Consider the following 17,092-nt stretch of genomic DNA (forward strand, 5'->3'; position numbering starts at 1 on the left):
GGTCACGCGATCCCGGGGATGAGGGAGATGAGCAGGTCGATGAGCTTGATGCCGATGAACGGGGCGATCAGGCCGCCGAGCCCGTAGAGGCCGAGGTTGCGGCGGAGCATCTTGTCGGCGCTGGTCGGCCTGTACTGCACGCCCTTGAGGGCGAGCGGGACGAGCGCGATGATGATCAGCGCGTTGAAGACGACGGCGGACAGGATCGCGGACTCCGGCGAGGCCAGGCCCATGATGTTGAGCTTGTCCAGACCGGGGTAGACCACGGCGAACATCGCGGGGATGATCGCGAAGTACTTCGCGACGTCGTTGGCGATGGAGAAGGTGGTCAGCGCGCCGCGGGTGATGAGGAGCTGCTTGCCGATCTCGACGATCTCGATCAGCTTGGTCGGGTTGGAGTCGAGGTCGACCATGTTGCCGGCCTCCTTGGCGGCCGACGTACCGGTGTTCATCGCCACGCCGACGTCGGCCTGGGCGAGCGCGGGCGCGTCGTTGGTGCCGTCGCCGGTCATCGCGACCAGCTTGCCGCCGGCCTGCTCGCGCTTGATGAGGGCCATCTTGTCCTCGGGGGTGGCCTCGGCGAGGAAGTCGTCGACGCCTGCCTCCTCCGCGATGGCCTTGGCGGTCAGCGGGTTGTCACCCGTGATCATGACCGTCTTGATGCCCATGCGGCGCAGCTCGTCGAACCGCTCCCGCATGCCGTCCTTGACGACGTCCTTGAGGTGGATGACGCCCAGGACCCGGGCGCCCTTGTCGTCCTCGACGGCCACGAGCAGCGGGGTGCCGCCGGCCTGCGAGATCGTGTCGGTGAGTGTCTGGGCGTCGTCCGCGACCTCGCCGCCGCGCTCGTTCACCCAGGCCACGACGGACCCGGTCGCACCCTTGCGGACCTTGCGGCCGTCCACGTCCACACCCGACATGCGGGTCTGGGCGGTGAAGGCGACCCATTCCGCCTGGGCGAGCTCGCCCTGGTGGCGCTCGCGCAGCCCGTACTTCTCCTTGGCCAGGACCACGATGGACCGGCCCTCGGGGGTCTCGTCCGCGAGGGAGGAGAGCTGGGCGGCGTCCGCGAGCTCGGCCGCCGTGGTGCCCTTGACGGGCACGAACTCGGCGGCCTGCCGGTTGCCGAGGGTGATGGTGCCGGTCTTGTCCAGCAGCAGCGTCGAGACGTCGCCGGCGGCCTCGACCGCCCGGCCCGACATCGCCAGGACGTTGCGCTGGACCAGGCGGTCCATGCCGGCGATGCCGATCGCGGAGAGCAGGGCGCCGATGGTGGTGGGGATCAGGCAGACCAGCAGGGCGGTCAGCACGATCATCGACTGCTCGGCCCCGGCGTGGATCGCGAAGGGCTGGAGGGTGACGACGGCCAGCAGGAAGACGATCGTCAGGGACGCCAGCAGGATGTTCAGCGCGATCTCGTTCGGCGTCTTCTGCCGGGCGGCCCCCTCGACCAGGTTGATCATCCGGTCGATGAAGGTCTCACCGGGCTTCGTCGTGATCTTGATGACGATGCGGTCGGAGAGGACCTTCGTACCGCCGGTGACCGCGCTGCGGTCACCTCCGGACTCCCTGATGACCGGGGCCGACTCGCCGGTGATGGCGGACTCGTCCACGGACGCGACGCCCTCGACGACGTCGCCGTCGCCGGGGATGACGTCACCGGCCTCGCAGACCACCAGGTCGCCGATCTTCAGGTCGGTACCGGGTACGGACTCCTCCCGGCCGTCCTTGGCCAGCCGGCGGGCGACGGTGTCGGTCTTGGCCTTGCGCAGGGTGTCGGCCTGTGCCTTGCCGCGGCCCTCGGCCACGGCCTCCGCCAGGTTGGCGAAGATCGTCGTCAGCCAGAGCCAGGCGGTGATGGCCCAGCCGAACCAGTCCGTCGGGTCCTTCAGCGCCAGGACGGTGGTGACCACCGAGCCGATCAGCACCACGAACATGACCGGCGACTTGACCATGACGCGGGGGTCGAGCTTGCGGACCGCGTCCGGGAAGGACTTGAGCAGCTGCTTGGGGTCGAACAGGCCGCCGCCGACACGGCCGCCGTCCGGCTTGTGGCCGGTGGGCACGTCCTGGTGCGGAGCGCGGGTGGGAGTGGAGGTGGACATGGCGTCCTGCTTCTTTACGTCCGTGGTCATGACGCCAGCCCTTCGGCGAGCGGACCCAGCGCGAGCGCGGGGAAGTAGGTCAGACCCGTGATGATCATGATCGTGCCGACGAGGAGGCCGGCGTAGAGCGGCTTGTCGGTGCGCAGGGTGCCCGCCGTCTCGGGTACGGGCTTCTGCTCGGCGAGCGAGCCGGCCAGGGCCAGGACGAACACCATGGGCAGGAAGCGGCCCAGCAGCATCGCGATGCCGATGGTCGAGTTGAACCACTGCGTGTCGGCGTTCAGGCCCGCGAAGGCGGAGCCGTTGTTGTTGGCGCCGGAGGTGTAGGCGTAGAGGATCTCGGAGAAGCCGTGCGCGCCGGAGTTCGTCATCGAGTCGGCAGGGGTGGGCAGCGCCATCGCGGCGGCGGTGAAGCACAGCACGAGGGCCGGGGTGATGAGGATGTAGCAGGCGGCGAGCTTGATCTCGCGGGTGCCGATCTTCTTGCCCAGGTACTCGGGGGTGCGGCCGACCATCAGGCCGGCGATGAACACCGCGATGATCGCCATGATCAGCATGCCGTAGAGGCCCGAGCCGACACCACCGGGGGCGATCTCGCCGAGCTGCATGCCCAGCAGCTGGATGCCGCCACCGAAGCCGGTGAAGGAGGAGTGGAAGGAGTTGACCGCGCCGGTCGAGGTCAGGGTGGTGGACACGGAGAAGATGGCCGAGGCGCCGATGCCGAACCGGGTCTCCTTGCCCTCCATCGCGCCGCCCGCGGTCTCGAAGGCGGGGCCGTTGCCGGCGAACTCGGTCCACATCATCAGGGCGACGAAGCCGACCCAGATGACCGCCATCGTCGCGAGGATCGCGTAGCCCTGGCGCAGGCTTCCGACCATGCGGCCGAAGGTGCGGGTCAGCGCGAACGGGATGACGAGGATGAGGAAGATCTCGAAGAGGTTGGAGAACGGGTTGGGGTTCTCGAAGGGGTGGGCGGAGTTGGCGTTGAAGTAGCCGCCGCCGTTCGTTCCGAGTTCCTTGATGACTTCCTGGGAGGCGACGGCGCCGCCGTTCCACTGCTGGGTGCCACCCGTGAACTGACCGACCTCGTGGATGCCGGCGAAGTTCTGGATCGCGCCGCAGGCCACGAGGATGATCGCGCCGATCAGGGAGACGGGCAGCAGGATGCGGAAGACACCCCGCACCAGATCGGCCCAGAAGTTGCCGAGCTCGCCGGTCCGCGAGCGGGCGAAGCCCCGTACGAGGGCGACGGCGACGGCCATGCCGACGGCGGCGGAGACGAAGTTCTGCACCGCCAGGCCGCCGGTCTGCACGACGTGGCCCATGGCCTGCTCGCCGGAGTACGACTGCCAGTTCGTGTTCGCCACGAAGGACGCGGCGGTGTTGAAGGCCTGGTCCGGGTCGATCGAGGCGAAGCCGAGCGAGCCGGGCAGGCTGCCCTGCAGGCGCTGCAGGGCGTAGAGGAACAGGACGCTCACGGCCGAGAAGGCCAGGACGCCGCGCAGGTAGGCGGGCCAGCGCATCCCGGCGGACGGGTTGGCGCCGATGGCCTTGTAGATCCACTTCTCCGGTGCGTAGTGCTTCTCGGAGGAGTAGACCCGGGCCATGTGGTCGCCGAGCGGACGGTAGGCCAGCGCGAGCGCGGCGATCAGCGCGAGCAGCTGGAGCACACCAGCGGTCTGGGGACTCATATCCGAACTCAGAACCTCTCCGGCTTGACGAGGGCGAGGACGAGGTAACCGAGCAGGGCGACGGCCACGACGAGGCCGACAACGTTTTCGACGGTCACAGCTTGGTCACCCCCTTGGCGATGAGACCCACCAGCGCGAAGATCGCGACCGTGGTGAGGACGAAGGCCAGATCGGCCATCGTGAGCTCCTGATGAAGTGATGAGATGGAATCGGCCGGAGTGGCCGGTACAGAGCAAACCCCGAGTCGCCCTCCGCGTTAAGAGACCTTGATGAGCTCCATACGGGGGCACGGGAACCTTTAACGCACTCCATACGGCGATCGCTGTGACCAGCGGCGAAGCGCGGCTTTCATCCCTTCCGGGCCAGTCCCGCAGCCCTGGCGATCGCCGCGCTGCCGGCCGTCCTGGTGGCCCCGTACCGGCAGGTGATCGCTGCGTTCCCGGACAGCGGCGGCTCCTAGGCCCTCGCCAAGCGCCATCTCGGCCGCCGCACCAGCCTGGTCGCCGCCGCGTCGTTGATCCTGGACTACGTACTGAACGTCGCGGTGTCCGTCACCGCCGGCGTCGCGGCCCTGACGTACGCGTTCCCTGAGCTGTACGCGGAGCGGGTGTGGATCTGTCTCGGGGTGCTCGTCGTGGTCACCGCCGTGAACCTGCGGGGGTGGTCGACTCGGCCAGGGCGTTCCTCCTGCCCACCGCCGTGTTCGTCGGCTCGATCCTGGCGATGATCACCGTCGGCCTGTTCCGGGACGGACCGGTGAGCACCGAGTCCGCCGCCGGACACGCCTCCGCCCCCGGCGAGGGCGCCACAGTCACCGCCCCGCTGCTTCAGCGCCGGTGCGCACCTGCACGCCTGTCCTCCCTCTGGGCGCCGGGCGAGTTCCGGCGATACGGGTGAGGACCGGACCGGTCACGGCGAGCAGCAGGACGTAGGCGGCCACCAGGGCGCCGAGCCGGTCCTGCCGGACGCCGGCGAGTCCGATCATGACGAGGGAGAACTCGCCACGGGCGATGAGCGCGGTGCCGGCCCGCAGGCGCCCCCGGGACCCCGCGCCCTCCCGTCGCGCGGCGTACCAGCCGGCCGCCATTTTCGTCAGCGCCGTGACCACCCCCAGCAGCAGTGCGGCGGGAAACACCGGCAGCAGCGTCTCCGGCCTGACCGACAGACCGATGGAGAGGAAGAAGACCGCGGCGAACAGGTCCCGCAGCGGGCTCAGCACCTTCCGTGCCCGGTCGGCCACCTCGCCGGTGAGTGACAGCCCCACGATGAAGGCGCCGACCGCGGCGGAGATGTGAACCGCCTCTGCGAGCGCCGCGACGCTCAGCGTCACGCCGAGAACCCGCAGCAGCAGTTGCTCGTCGTCCGGACGCAGGTGTAGCAACAGTCGCCCGAGATGGTGTCCCCACCAGTACGAAACGGCTAGCGCGGCCAGGACCGCACCGAGGGCCAGCAGGATGCCCAGGAGCGCCTGCCGCCAGGTGCCGCCAGCGGCGACGACCGCGAGCAGCGGCAGGAACGCGGCCATCGCGAAGTCCTCCAGTACCAACACGGACAGCACGGCCGGGGTCTCCCGGTTGCCCAGGCGTCCCAGGTCACTCAGAAGCCGGGCGATGATGCCCGAGGAGGAGATGTAGGTCACGCCCGCCAAGGTCAGGATCCCGGTGGCGTTCAAGCCCAGCAGCCATCCCGCCACGGCTCCGGGTGTCGCGTTCAGCACGAGATCGACTGCCCCGGACGGCAGATGGCGGCGGAGGCTGGCGGTGAACTCCGGCACGGTGAACTCCAGGCCGAGCACCAGGAGCAGGAGGACCACCCCGATGCCCGCTCCGGTCTCCACGAACGGGCCGGCGGCCGGAACCGGGGCGATGCCCCCCTCGCCCAGAGCCAGACCCGCCAGGAGATAGAGCGGGATGGGCGAGAGTGCGAAGCGCCGGGCCAGCGTCCCGAGCAGACTCAGCGCTGCCAGGATGATCCCCAACTCCAGCAGCAGGGCGACCGATACGTTCACCGGTCAGCCTGGATGATCTGTTCCACCCGGGCGATCCCGTCATGGGTTCCGATCACCACCAGCACATCCCCCGCGCGCAGCACCTGCTCCGGCCCCGGGGAGGGGAGCACCTCTTCGCCGCGCACGATCGCCACGATCGACGCACCGGTCCGCGTCCGGGCTCTGGTCTCCCCCAGCGGATGGTCCACGAAAGGCCCGCCCGCACGTACCTCGACCTGCCCGGCACTCAGCCCCGGCACCTCCCTGGTCAGGTCCGCGAACCGCTCTGCGATGCGCGGGGCTCCAAGAATCTCGGCGAGAGTGTCGGCCTCCTCGCGGGTCAGCCGGAATGCGACCCGCGCCTCGTCCGGATCCGTGCCCTCATACGTCATCAGCTCGAAATCGCCGGACCGGAGCGCGATGACGCACATCTGATCCCCCTCGTGGGTGGCGAACTCATAGCGCATCCCCACCCCGGGCAGCAGCACTTCGTTGACGTCCATGCCGCCAATCATCACGTCGCACGCAAAGGGCACAGCTATACACGAAGAGGGCATATGGGCGTTTCAGCGCCAGCTCATCATCATCGCGCTGATCCCGCTCGCCCTGCGCGGCGTCCGCTACGAGCCCGCCTCCGCCCACGACCTGCTGCGCCGCAACCTCGCCGTCTACGGCCTCGGCGGGCTGGTCCTCCCCTTCGTCGGGATCAAGCTCATCGACCTCGTCGTCTCCGCCCTTCCCGGACTCGGTTGAATCCCGTCGGCGGTCCGTCATGCACCGTACGCGTCCTCGGGATTGCCCACCGGGACACCTCGGCAGCCGGGCTGAAACCCGTCACGTCAGGAAGGGGCGCCAGCGGTCGGCCGACTCCTGAAGGTCCAGGACGACCCGCTCCAGGAACGTACCCGCCTTGGCCAGTCGCTGTCCCACGGGTCTGTCGAGCCCGAGCGTCTCGGCCGCCGCCATGGCGGCCTGAGCCGACTCCAGCGTCTGCCGCGCGCTGATCACGATCGACTGGTACCAGGCTTCGTCGTCGACCACGTAGACGTCGCGGCGCCGCTGCGGATCGCGCTCGCGTCTGACGTAGCCGTGCTGGACGAGGGAGTTCACGGCCACGGAGACGGAGGCCGGGCTGACCTTCAGCCGGCGGGTCAACTCAGCCGCGGTGCGCCTGCCGTCCTCGGACAGCAACAGGTCGACGTGTACGCGCGCTGTCATTCTTGCCATCCCCGACCGGACTGCCAGCTCGATGATCTCCTTTTCCACCGCGCCGCCCGGGGCTCCGGCAGCGCGCGAGGGCGTCGGTGTGTCACGCCGCGCCCGCTGGATCGTCGCCTGGTGCGCCTGCTGCGGCCGGTAGCCGCTGGGGCCGCCGTTGCGTGCGACCTCTCGGCTGATCGTCGAGGTCGGCCGGTCGAGCCGCCTGGCGATCTCGGCGTACGAGAGCCCGCCGGCCAGTCCGGCCGCGATGCGCTGGCGCTCCTGCTGGGTCAACCGTCCTCCTGGCATGCCGCCAGTATTGCCTTCGCCCCCATCCATTGCAACGCTGAATTGCATTCACCCTCAGCGTCATTGCATCAATTTGCCGCCATCTACCTGGGGATACGCCCTGTGTGCAATTGACGGAGTTCTGAACGCAACGTAGCTTTCGGCATGTGTCAAACACGTAATGTCGCGAGATGAGGAACGGTCATGAGCGAGCCCCTCCACACCGTCACGACGCTGCCGACGGAGCGTCAGACCGGCTGTCCCTTCGACCCGCCGGCCGAGCTGATCGACGCCCGCGGGCACGGCCCCATCAGTCGCCACACCCACCTCGGAGGGAAACCCGGCTGGCTGATCACCGGATACGACCTGGTCAGGTCGGTGCTGGCCGACTCGCGGTTCAGCTCGCGCAAGGAGCTCATGAACGTGGTCGACTTCGAGCTCCCCCCGGCACCGCCCGGTGAGTTCCTCCTCATGGACGAACCCCAGCACAGCCGCTACCGCAAGCCGCTGGTGGGCAAGTTCACCGCGCGGCGGATGCGCCTGCTCACCGATCGCATCGAGCAGATCACCACCGCATGCCTGGACGCCATGGAAGGGGCCGGGCCGTCGGCAGACCTGGTGACGGCGTTCGCCAAGCCCATCCCCACCATCATCATCTGTGAGCTGCTGGGGGTGCCGTACGAGGACCGCGACTCCTTCCAGGAGCAGATCGACACGTTCATGAGCGGAGGGACGAGCGACGAGGAGCTGATAGCGGCCTACACCGCGACTCAGGAGTACCTTGCGCAGCTGGTGGCCGCCAAGCGCGCGAACCCCACTGACGACGTGCTCAGCGAACTCGCCGACAGCGACCTGACCGATGAGGAGCTGAAGGGGATCAGCCTGATCCTGCTGGCGGCCGGATTCGACACCACCGCGAACATGCTGTCCCTCGGCACCTTCGCGCTGCTGCGGAACCCGGCACAGATGGCAGCCCTGCGCGCCGATCCCGCGCTCATCGACCAGGCCGTGGAGGAACTGCTGCGGTATCTGAGCGTCGCCAAGACGTTCCACCGGACGGCGCTGGAGGACGTCGAGGTGGGCGGCCGGACCATCACGGCCGGCACGACGGTCGTCCTGTCGTACAACACCGCCAACCGAGACCCCGAGCGCTTCCCCGATCCCCACCGGCTCGACGTCCACCGGCAGGACGGCGGGCACCTGGCCTTCGGGCACGGCATCCACCTGTGCCTGGGTGCGCAGCTGGCCCGCATCGAGATGCGGGTCGCGTTCTCCGCGCTGCTGGCGCGCTTCCCCACGCTGCGCCTGGCCGTCCCGGCAGAAGACGTCGCCCTGCGCCCGGAGACCGCGGACATCTACGGCGTGAAGAGCCTCCCGGTCACCTGGGACGTCTGACCGACGGGGACCGCTGTGGACGCCGAACGCCGCCTCGGCGGCGCAGCCTTCCCTTCACACCGCCGGAAGGGGCGTCGAGAGCGCGTCCGGACGGATGATGCGGGTCTCGGCTGAGACGGCTTGGCGGTGGTGTATCCGGCGGGGCCGGAGCCTATGACGATGGCGTCGCGGATTCGTCGGTCGGGGGCGTCTCGGTCACGTCAGGTGCCTCAGGCCTTCGACTTGGCGTCGATCTCGGCGATCAGGCCCTCGATGAGGCCCTTGATCTCGTCGCGGATGGGGCGGACGGCCTCGACGCCCTGACCGGCCGGGTCCTCCAGCTGCCAGTCCAGGTACGTCTTGCCGGGGAAGTACGGGCAGGCGTCTCCGCAGCCCATGGTGATGATGTAGTCCGACGCCTGGGCGGCCTCGGGGGTGAGGACCTTGGGCTTCTGGTCGGAGATGTCGATGCCCAGCTCGGCCATGGCTGCGACGGCGGAGGGGTTGATCTGCTCGCCGGGCATGGAGCCGGCGGAGCGGACCTCGACGCGGTCGCCGGCGAGGTGGCGCAGGAACCCGGCCGCCATCTGGGAGCGGCCCGCGTTGTGGATGCAGACGAACAGGACGGAGGCGGCAGGAGCGGAGGACATCTGTTCTTCCTTGGGGTGAGGCGACTGCGGTGGGGGACCGTGGGGCTGCTGTGGGTTTCAGGGGGCGAGCTGGGTGAGCAGCTCGGTGATGTGGGGGTCGATGGCGTCGCGGATGTCGCGGACGACGGCGATCGGCGCTCCGTCGGGATCGGGCGCGGGCCGGTCGAGGTAGCGGCGGCCCGGCACCACGGGGCACGCGTCACCGCAGCCCCTCGTGATCACGATGTCGGCGGCGTCGAGGCGTTCGGCGGTCGGCCTCTCCGCCGACACGGCCGGGTGCGTACGGATCCGTGCCTGCTCGGCGAGACGCGTGTGCGGGTCGGTGAGCAGGCCCGGCACGGTTTCCGGCGCGAAGTGGCCGGCGTACCGGGTGGGCAGGCGGGCGGCCCCGGCGGCCGGGCGTTCGTCCGGCAGGAGGGGCGAGGGAGGCGGGGGCATGGCGATCCCGTTCAAAGGAGCCAATAAGGTCAGCCCGGACTGGTGTCAGCCCCAGCTGATGTGACAGTATCAGTCCATGATGACGTCAGTCGACACTGATCTGATCCGGGTTCTGGCCGACCCGCTCAGGCTCAAGATCGTGACCCTCCTCGCCGGGGAGACGCTGTGCACCACCCACCTCGTGGAGGAGACGGGTGCCAAGCAGACGAACCTCTCCAACCACATGAAGGTGCTGCGCGAGGCAGGGATCGTGGAGACGGAGCCCTGCGGGAGGTTCATCTACTACCGCCTGCGCCCGGAGGTCATCGAAGCCCTCGCCGGTCAGTTCGCCGACCTCGCCCGGACCGCGCGGGCCACCGCAGAAGCGAACCTCAAGCGGTCCTGCCCATAGGCCCTCGCGGCCTCGTCCGCCCTGCCTCACCTGCCCGAGGAGAACCCGCCTTGACCGCCACCGAGCCCGCCGCGAGCGACGCCATGGCCGCCGACACGGCGCCGCAGCCCGCGCCCGGCGCGACCCCGCCCCGTACCCCGCTGATCGCCCGCGCGGCCGCCGAGCTGGTCGGCACCGCAGCCCTGGTCGCGATCGTGGTCGGCTCCGGCATCCAGGCCACCGAGCTCACCGACGACGTCGCGCTGCAGCTGCTGGCCAACTCCACCGCCACCGTCTTCGGCCTCGGCGTCCTGATCGCCCTCCTCGGCCCGGTCTCCGGCGCCCACTTCAACCCGGCCGTCACGCTGGCCGAGTGGTGGACCGCCCGTCGCGGTGGGGCGGGTGTGAACGCCCGCGAGCTCGCCGTCTACGTGCCCTCGCAGATCACCGGTGCGATCGCGGGCGCGATCCTCGCCGACGCGATGTTCGGCGAGCCGCTGGTGAAGTGGTCGCAGCACGACCGCTCCGCCGGCAACCTCCTCCTCGGCGAGGTCGTCGCCACCGCGGGCCTGATCCTGCTGATCTTCGGCCTCGCACGTACGGACCGACTCCGCTTCGCCCCCGTCGCGGTCGCCTCGTACATCGGCGCCGCCTACTGGTTCACCTCCTCCACCTCCTTCGCCAACCCGGCCGTCACGATCGGCCGCGCCTTCACCGACACCTTCGCGGGCATCGCCCCGGCCTCGGTGCCCGGCTTCGTCGCCGTGCAGCTGCTCGGTGCCGCGGTCGGCCTGGCGTTGGTCGCGGTCGTCTTCATGCGGGGCGAGACCGGCTCCGGGACGCCCGCAGCGTGACGCGGCGCACCGACGTGGTGGTGATCGGCGGCGGCCAGTCCGGGCTCGCCGCCGGCTACCACCTGCGCCGCCTGGGCGTCGAGCACGTCATCCTCGACGCCCGGACGGCGCCCGGCGGAGCCTGGCAGCACACATGGGACTCCCTGCGGCTGTTCTCCCCGGCGGAGTACTCGTCCCTTCCAGGCCGGCTCATGCCGGTCCAGCCGGGCCGGACCTACCCCGACGCGCAGCATGTCGTCGACTACCTCGCCGACTACGAGAAGAGGTACGACCTGCCCGTGCAGCGCGGGGTGCCGGTGGAAGCGGTCCACCGCGACGGCGCGTGCCTGCGCGTCGTGACGGACGGCGGCGACTGGCAGGCCCGCGCGGTCGTCAGCGCCACCGGCACCTGGACCCGCCCCTTCCTCCCGGCGGTTCCCGGCCGCCGCGAGTACACCGGCCGCCAGCTCCACACCGTCCAGTACCGGAGCCCCGCCGAGTTCGCCGGACAGCGGGTGGTCGTGGTGGGAGGCGGCAACTCCGGCGCCCAGATCGCCGCCGACCTCGCCCACGCCGGAATCGACCCGACCTGGGTGACCCGGCGCCCGCCCCGCTACCTCGCCGACGACATCGACGGCCGAGCCCTCTTCGACCACGCCACCGCCCGCCGCCGCGCCCTCGACGCAGGCCGCACCGACACCGGAGGCGTCGCCTCCCTCGGCGACATCGTCGCCGTCCCGCCCGTCCGCGCCGCTCGGGATGCCGGAATCCTGACCGCGAAGCCGATGTTCAGCCGTCTCACCGTCTCCGGCGTGGAGTGGACCGATGGCACTGCCGCGGCAGTCGACACGATCATCTGGTGCACCGGCTTCCGCCCCGCCCTCGCCCCCTTCGCGGCCCTGCGCCTGCGCGGCACCCGCGGGCACATCGCCACCACCGGCACCCGGGCCGTGGACGAACCGCGCCTGCACTTCCTCGGCTACGGCGACTGGACCGGCCCCGCCTCCGCCACCCTCATCGGCGTCGGCCGCCCCGCCCGCGACGCAGCCCGCGAGATCGCCGAACTGCTCCGGCCCTGAGCCGGCTCGCGCCGGGTCGGAAGCCGAACCGGCGGGCTGAAGGCGCTCAGCTGATCCGCGGGCTGCGACGCTCGAGCAGAACCACATCGCGCCACACCCCGTGGTGGCGACCGATGCGCTCGCGGGTGCCGATCACCCGGAAGCCGGCCCGCGCGTGGACGGCGAGGCTCGCGGCGTTCTCGGGGAAGACCCCGGACTGGATCGTCCAGATCCCCGCGGCCTCGGTCGACGCGACCAAGGCCGCCAGGAGCCGGCCCGCGACGCCGCGGCCGCGGGCGTCGGGGTGGACGTACACGGAGTGCTCGACCACACCTGCGTACGCGCACCGGTCCGAGACCGCGCTCGCGGCGACCCAGCCCAGCACCCGGCCGTCGTCGTCGAGGGCGACGAAGCGGTGGCCGGGCAGCTTCGCCCTGTCGAAGGCGGCCCAGTCGGGGGCCCGGGTCTCGAAGGTCGCGTTGCCCTCGTCGATCCCCGCCTGATAGATGCCCAGCACCTGCTCGACATGCCCGGGCAGCAGCGCCTCGATGCGCACCCCGCTCACGCCGCCTTCGAGGCGCCGGCCAGCAGCGCGCCCATGGCGGCCAGTACGGACGGCTCGACCCGGTAGTACACCCAGGTCCCGCGCCGCTCGGAGGACAGCAGCCCGGCTTCCTTGAGCTTCTTGAGGTGGTGGGAGACGGTGGGCTGGGAGACGCCGACGTCGGAGATGTCGCACACGCACGCCTCGCCGCCCTCGTGGGAGGCGACGGCGGAGAACAGGCGCAGGCGCACGGGGTCGCCCAAGGCCTTGAACATCCTCGCCGCGACCTCGGCCTCGTCCGCGGACATGGGGCGCTCGGTCAGCGGGGGGCAGCAGGGCGCGACGGCCTCGGGCTCCACGAGCGGCAGTGCCTTCGCATTCGACATGCGTCTATGTTGACACACGTCGAACCAGAGTGGGGTCCGCGCGCCTGCGCGGGGGACCGGTCCCGATTGCCCGCCTCCGATGGGGACGGCTTTCACCTGCTCCAGGCAACTCCCGTGAATTAGATAAATGTCTATGTTGACGTCTGTCGATACAGCTGCCAAGCTGATCGGGCAAGCCATAGACGAACTTCGAAATACCAGGGAGTCCTCATGAACGAGTCGGTCACCCCCAGCCCGAACCGCGCCGAGGCGGCGGCTTCCTGTTGCGGCCCCGCCCCGGCCGTGGCCCCCGCGGAGGTGGCTCCCGCCGAGTCCTCGCCGTGCTGTGGCACCGGCGAGGGCGCGGAAGCCGCCGGAGCCTGCTGCGAGCCGCAGGCCAAGCGCGAGGCCGTCGCCCGCGGCGCCGGCTGCTGCTGACCACACGATCCCCGCCCTGTCCGCCTGCCGTACGAAGACCCGGAGAACCGTCATGAGCGAGACCACCACAGAGCTGCCCGTCGTCGTCATCGGGGCCGGCCCCGCCGGACTCGCGGCCGCCGCCCACCTCGTCGACCGCGGCCTGGAACCCCTCGTCCTGGAAGCCGGGAACACAGCCGGATCCGCCGTCCGCGCATGGGCCCACGTGCGACTGTTCTCCCGGTGGGGCGAGGTCGTCGACCCGGCCGCCGAGAAGCTCCTCGCCCCGACCGGATGGGTCAAGCCCGCCGAGGACACCTACCCCTCCGGCGGGGACTGGGCCGAGCAGTACCTCCAGCCGCTGGCCGACGTGCTCGGCGAGAAGGTCCGCTACGACGTCCGCGTCACCGGCGTCTCCCGCACCGGCCGCGACCGCATCGTCGACGCCGACCGCGAGGCCCAGCCCTTCGTCGTCCACTACGAGAGCGCCGACGGCCGCGAGCAGCGGGTGCGGGCGCGCGCGGTCATCGACGCCTCCGGCACCTGGTCCACGCCCAGCCCGGCGGGCGGCAGCGGACTGGCCGCGCTCGGCGAGGGGGCCGCCACCGACCGCATCTCCTACCGGGTTCCGGACCTGAAGGACCCTGCAGTCCGGGCCCGCCATGCGGGCAAGCGCACCGCGGTCATCGGCTCCGGCGCCTCCGCCTTCACCGCCCTCGCCTACCTCGCCGATCTCGCCGAGTCCGAGGACGGCAAGGGTACGCACGCGGTGTGGATCCTGCGCCGCGGGATCTCCGGCTCCACCTTCGGCGGCGGCGAGGCCGACCAGCTCCCCGCCCGAGGCGCCCTCGGCCTCGCCGCCAAGGCCGCCGTCGACGGCGGATACGCCGATGCGGTCACCGGCTTCCGCACCGCCGCCTTCGAGCGCGACGGGGACGGCCGCCTGGTCCTCCTCGCCGAGGACGGCCGCCGCCTCGACCCGGTCGACGAGGTCATCGTCCTCACCGGCTTCCGCCCCGACCTCGGCTTCCTGGACGAGCTCCGCCTCGGCCTGGACGAGCGCCTCCAGGCGCCGGTCGAGCTGGCGCCGCTGATCGACCCGAACCGGCACTCCTGCGGCACCGTCTACCCGCACGGCGTGAACGAGCTCTCCCACCCGGAGAAGGACGTCTACCTCGTCGGCATGAAGTCCTACGGCCGTGCCCCCACCTTCCTCGCCATGACCGGCTACGAGCAGGTCCGCTCCATCGCCGCCCACCTCGCCGGCGACCACGAGGCCGCCGAGCGCGTCGAACTCACCCTCCCCGAGACCGGCGTGTGCGGCGGCGCGGGCCTCTTCGACGAGCCCGCAGCCGCGGAGGAGGCCGGTGGCGGCTGCTGCGCTGCCCCGGCCACCCTCACCGTCGGCGCCGCTCCCGCGTCCTCCGGCGGCTGCTGACGTGAGCGACCTTCGCAGCGGCGTGGCCGCGACCGGGACTTCCTGCTCGGTGGCTCGTCGGTGTGCTACGGGTATCGGGGTGGAGCAACGGGCCGTGTCGGCAAGCAGCTGATCGGCGCCTGTGCGGGATCGCGACTTCCCCCGTCGTCGCGGACTCCCCTCCGCGAGGGGCGACCCAGCTGCAACGACCCCTGGAATCCGCCCTGTTCCGGTGGGGCTTGTGCACTGTGATCGTGTGTCCGACGGATCCTTGCGCCCGCCGGGTACTGATCCGGCGGGCCTGACCGTCATGGTCCTGGCTTCGAGGTGAACGCGGACGCTCCCCTGCCGCCTTCCGGTGTACTTCTGCGGTGTCGCAGCGCCCACAACGCGACGGGAACTCCCGCCCCGACCAGCGCTGACGCCAAACACAGACCGGCCTGGTAGCCGGAGAGAAAGGCATCCGAGTCCTCGGCCCCGGCTGCGGCTGCGGCATGTTTCACGAACGACATGACGGCGCCCACCAGACCGATCCCGACGACTCCGGACGCCTCGCGGACGGCGCTGAACAGTCCGGCCGCGATTCCGGAAAGGTGATCGGGCGAGGACTCCAGAGCACGGGTGGTCAGCGGAACGGCCAGCGCAGAGCCGAAGCCGATGGCCGAAAGGCCGGGCAGAATATGGGCGAGACTGCCTCCGGAGCTGCCCAGTGCGACCATGAGCAACCCCAGGCCGACCAGGAGCAGACCCGCAGCGGAGATCCGGCCGTCTCCCCAGCGGCGCGCCATGCGCGCGATGAAGGGGGTGGTGATGATCAGGAAAAAGGCCACGGGAATGAATGCCAGCCCGGCTGGGGTCGGGGCGAGGCCCAGGCCGTTCTGCAGAAACTGGGACGTCAAGAAGAAGACTCCGCTCACGCTCAGGCCCCACAGCAGTTGAATGATGATTCCGCCGGTGAAAGGGCGTTGACGGAAGAGGGGCCGCAGCACGGTGTTCCGGCGCGATGTCAGTTCGTAGGAAAGGCCGACGGCCGATGCGGCGATGATGCCCGCTGACGTGGCGAGGGGGATGCCGCCGAAACCCTTTTCAGGCCCTTCGATCAGGCAGTAGGCGAGGGCCGCCAGCAAGCAGCAGGCCAATGCCACGACGCGGAGCGACAGCGTGGCCGAGGTCGAGGCCGAGGGCGTGGACGCGGCGCGGGAGGAGGGCCCGGGCCGGGGGACGAGGAAGCCGACGAGGATACTCGTGCAGCCGAGTGGAGTGTTCATGGCGAACACGGACTGCCAGCCCAGGTGCTGTGTCATGACACCGGACACCACGGGGCCGCAGGCCAGCGCGGAGGCCAACACGGCGGTGATGGCGTTGAATCCCGCATTGCGCGCACGAGGCGGCAGGTCGTGGGAAAGGACCGCCAGTGAGGCCGGCAGGATCAGCGCCGCGCCCGCTCCCTGCAGCCCCCGGCAGGCGATCAGCGCCGTCCCCGAGGGTGCCGCACTGCACCCGACCGATGCGACGGTGAAGAGGGCGACGCCGAGCCACAGCGTCGCACGCCGCCCGACGGTGTCGGCCAGATGCCCGCCCAGCAGCAGAAGACTGGCGAGGGCGAGGGGATAAATGGCCGCAACCCATTTGAGGTCTGCCTCGCGCAATGCGAGTTGGGCCTGGATCTGAGGCAGGGCCACATTGACGACGGTGTTGTCCAGGGCCGTCATGAAGGACGGCAGCAGTACGGCCACGAGGATTGCGAGGACACGCAGTCGGCTCACGATACCTGCCTTGAGCGGCGTGGGCGGTGGTAAGGCGCCGCCACGTTCTGCGCGCCCTTTCTGCGTACTCTGCCCCGCGGGCATGCAGGCGCGACTCCCGTTTTGAGGTTCCCCCGCCGGGGGAGATGCCGAATGGCTGGTCGGGTGGGTCGGCGTGATGTCAGGTTCGCCTGTTCGGTGGCTGCCTGGTTGGCGTATTGCTTCTGCTCGAACCCGATCGGGCCGGGGGAGGGGGCCGCTTTCTGGATACGGCGTGGGTCGTGGAAGCCGTCGGCGTACTCGAAGAGCGCCGGAACGGGCTCTCCGCCAGGGCATTGTCATACGAGTCTACGACCGGGCCCGTGGATGCCTGGGCTCCGGCTCTGACCAGGCGTGTTGTGATCCGGCGGGGAAAACGCCGCTCGCGTTCCGTACGCCGACCGGGCGGGGCTCTCGGCGTGGCGCTGCCTCTCGGTACGCCGCCGTGTTTGGCTGATCGCTCACCACTGCAACTATCCGTTGGGAAGCGGTGATGGGCAGCGACGGCTGCCATCGATTCGCCTGACAGGCTGATGGCCGAGGCGTCCCGTTGCCTGTCGAGAACGAAGGT

18 protein-coding genes and 1 pseudogene are annotated in these 17,092 nt (G+C 70.4%); 8 read left to right on the forward strand and 11 right to left on the reverse strand.

The features are described from left to right. Positions 1–2: 2 nt before the first annotated feature. Genes kdpB through kdpF form a run of 3 tightly spaced genes read right to left on the reverse strand, consistent with a single transcriptional unit; the run spans position 3 to position 3,894 of the window. Positions 3–2,135, reverse strand: coding sequence for a potassium-transporting ATPase subunit KdpB (gene kdpB / locus HYE82_RS01100; RefSeq protein ID WP_179171975.1), 2,133 nt, complete (start codon positions 2,133–2,135; stop codon positions 3–5). Next, positions 2,132–3,796: a potassium-transporting ATPase subunit KdpA gene (kdpA, locus tag HYE82_RS01105; protein WP_179171976.1), complete on the reverse strand. Its 1,665-nt coding sequence runs from the start codon at positions 3,794–3,796 to the stop codon at positions 2,132–2,134. Before kdpA ends, kdpB begins: the two co-directional genes overlap by 4 nt. Positions 3,797–3,804: 8 nt before the next feature. Next, entirely contained in the window at positions 3,805–3,894 is a 90-nt protein-coding gene (gene kdpF / locus HYE82_RS01110) for a K(+)-transporting ATPase subunit F (RefSeq protein WP_179171977.1), read from the reverse strand. 278 nt (positions 3,895–4,172) lie between these two features. Here kdpF and HYE82_RS37460 point away from each other — a divergent pair. Then, positions 4,173–4,585, forward strand: a pseudogene (locus tag HYE82_RS37460) (amino acid permease); the annotation flags it as partial. A gap of 22 nt (positions 4,586–4,607) precedes the next feature. Here HYE82_RS37460 and HYE82_RS01115 read toward each other — a convergent pair. Beyond that, on the reverse strand, positions 4,608–5,804 hold the full coding sequence (locus tag HYE82_RS01115; RefSeq protein ID WP_179171978.1) for a cation:proton antiporter: 1,197 nt from the start codon (positions 5,802–5,804) through the stop codon (positions 4,608–4,610). Then, entirely contained in the window at positions 5,801–6,286 is a 486-nt protein-coding gene (locus HYE82_RS01120; protein WP_179171979.1) for a cation:proton antiporter regulatory subunit, read from the reverse strand. The genes HYE82_RS01115 and HYE82_RS01120 overlap by 4 nt, the downstream gene beginning before the upstream one ends. Between HYE82_RS01120 and HYE82_RS01125 the strand changes: the two genes are divergently transcribed. After that, a complete protein-coding gene (locus HYE82_RS01125) occupies positions 6,285–6,536 on the forward strand; it encodes a hypothetical protein (RefSeq protein ID WP_179171947.1) in 252 nt (83 codons plus the stop codon). The genes HYE82_RS01120 and HYE82_RS01125 overlap by 2 nt on opposite strands. Before the next feature lie 81 nt (positions 6,537–6,617). On the opposite strand, the gene HYE82_RS01130 is transcribed toward HYE82_RS01125, so the two are convergent. Next, complete coding sequence (locus tag HYE82_RS01130; RefSeq protein WP_179171980.1) at positions 6,618–7,292, reverse strand: helix-turn-helix domain-containing protein; 675 nt, start codon at positions 7,290–7,292, stop codon at positions 6,618–6,620. A 183-nt stretch (positions 7,293–7,475) separates the two neighbouring features. Here HYE82_RS01130 and HYE82_RS01135 point away from each other — a divergent pair, with 183 nt between their 5' ends. Further along, positions 7,476–8,666, forward strand: a complete 1,191-nt coding sequence (locus tag HYE82_RS01135) for a cytochrome P450 (protein WP_179171981.1) — start codon at positions 7,476–7,478, stop codon at positions 8,664–8,666. 209 nt (positions 8,667–8,875) lie between these two features. Here the strand turns inward: HYE82_RS01135 and HYE82_RS01140 are convergent, their stop codons facing one another. After that, positions 8,876–9,295: an arsenate reductase ArsC gene (locus tag HYE82_RS01140; protein ID WP_053631525.1), complete on the reverse strand. Its 420-nt coding sequence runs from the start codon at positions 9,293–9,295 to the stop codon at positions 8,876–8,878. 57 nt (positions 9,296–9,352) lie between these two features. Next, positions 9,353–9,733 carry a hypothetical protein gene (locus HYE82_RS01145; protein WP_179171982.1) on the reverse strand — a complete coding sequence of 127 codons (381 nt, stop codon included), beginning with the start codon at positions 9,731–9,733 and terminating at the stop codon, positions 9,353–9,355. Positions 9,734–9,809: 76 nt separating this feature from the next. Between HYE82_RS01145 and HYE82_RS01150 the strand changes: the two genes are divergently transcribed. The 3 genes from HYE82_RS01150 to HYE82_RS01160 are packed head-to-tail and all read left to right on the forward strand — an operon-like array spanning position 9,810 to position 12,015. Continuing rightward, positions 9,810–10,124, forward strand: coding sequence for a helix-turn-helix transcriptional regulator (locus HYE82_RS01150; RefSeq protein WP_179171983.1), 315 nt, complete (start codon positions 9,810–9,812; stop codon positions 10,122–10,124). A gap of 50 nt (positions 10,125–10,174) precedes the next feature. Further along, positions 10,175–10,957 carry an MIP/aquaporin family protein gene (locus HYE82_RS01155; protein ID WP_179171984.1) on the forward strand — a complete coding sequence of 261 codons (783 nt, stop codon included), beginning with the start codon at positions 10,175–10,177 and terminating at the stop codon, positions 10,955–10,957. After that, entirely contained in the window at positions 10,954–12,015 is a 1,062-nt protein-coding gene (locus HYE82_RS01160) for an ArsO family NAD(P)H-dependent flavin-containing monooxygenase (RefSeq protein WP_179171985.1), read from the forward strand. Before HYE82_RS01155 ends, HYE82_RS01160 begins: the two co-directional genes overlap by 4 nt. Positions 12,016–12,061: 46 nt before the next feature. Here HYE82_RS01160 and HYE82_RS01165 read toward each other — a convergent pair whose 3' ends face one another. Both HYE82_RS01165 and HYE82_RS01170 read right to left on the reverse strand, forming a co-directional pair. Continuing rightward, positions 12,062–12,559 carry a GNAT family N-acetyltransferase gene (locus HYE82_RS01165; RefSeq protein ID WP_179171986.1) on the reverse strand — a complete coding sequence of 166 codons (498 nt, stop codon included), beginning with the start codon at positions 12,557–12,559 and terminating at the stop codon, positions 12,062–12,064. Beyond that, entirely contained in the window at positions 12,556–12,924 is a 369-nt protein-coding gene (locus HYE82_RS01170; protein ID WP_179171987.1) for a metalloregulator ArsR/SmtB family transcription factor, read from the reverse strand. The genes HYE82_RS01165 and HYE82_RS01170 overlap by 4 nt, the downstream gene beginning before the upstream one ends. Positions 12,925–13,134: 210 nt before the next feature. On the opposite strand from HYE82_RS01170, the gene HYE82_RS01175 reads away from it, so the two are divergent. Together HYE82_RS01175 and HYE82_RS01180 are read left to right on the forward strand one after the other, a co-directional pair. Further along, positions 13,135–13,341 (forward strand): hypothetical protein, encoded by a 207-nt coding sequence (locus HYE82_RS01175; RefSeq protein WP_179171988.1) that lies wholly within the window; start codon positions 13,135–13,137, stop codon positions 13,339–13,341. Positions 13,342–13,393: 52 nt separating this feature from the next. Continuing rightward, positions 13,394–14,758, forward strand: coding sequence for an NAD(P)-binding domain-containing protein (locus HYE82_RS01180; protein WP_179171989.1), 1,365 nt, complete (start codon positions 13,394–13,396; stop codon positions 14,756–14,758). 287 nt (positions 14,759–15,045) lie between these two features. On the opposite strand, the gene HYE82_RS01185 is transcribed toward HYE82_RS01180, so the two are convergent. Continuing rightward, a complete protein-coding gene (locus HYE82_RS01185) occupies positions 15,046–16,503 on the reverse strand; it encodes an MFS transporter (protein ID WP_179171990.1) in 1,458 nt (485 codons plus the stop codon). Between the last annotated feature and the right edge of the window lie 589 nt (positions 16,504–17,092).

Source organism: Streptomyces sp. BR123, from assembly GCF_013401435.1.
Taxonomy (GTDB): Bacteria; Actinomycetota; Actinomycetes; order Streptomycetales; family Streptomycetaceae; genus Streptomyces.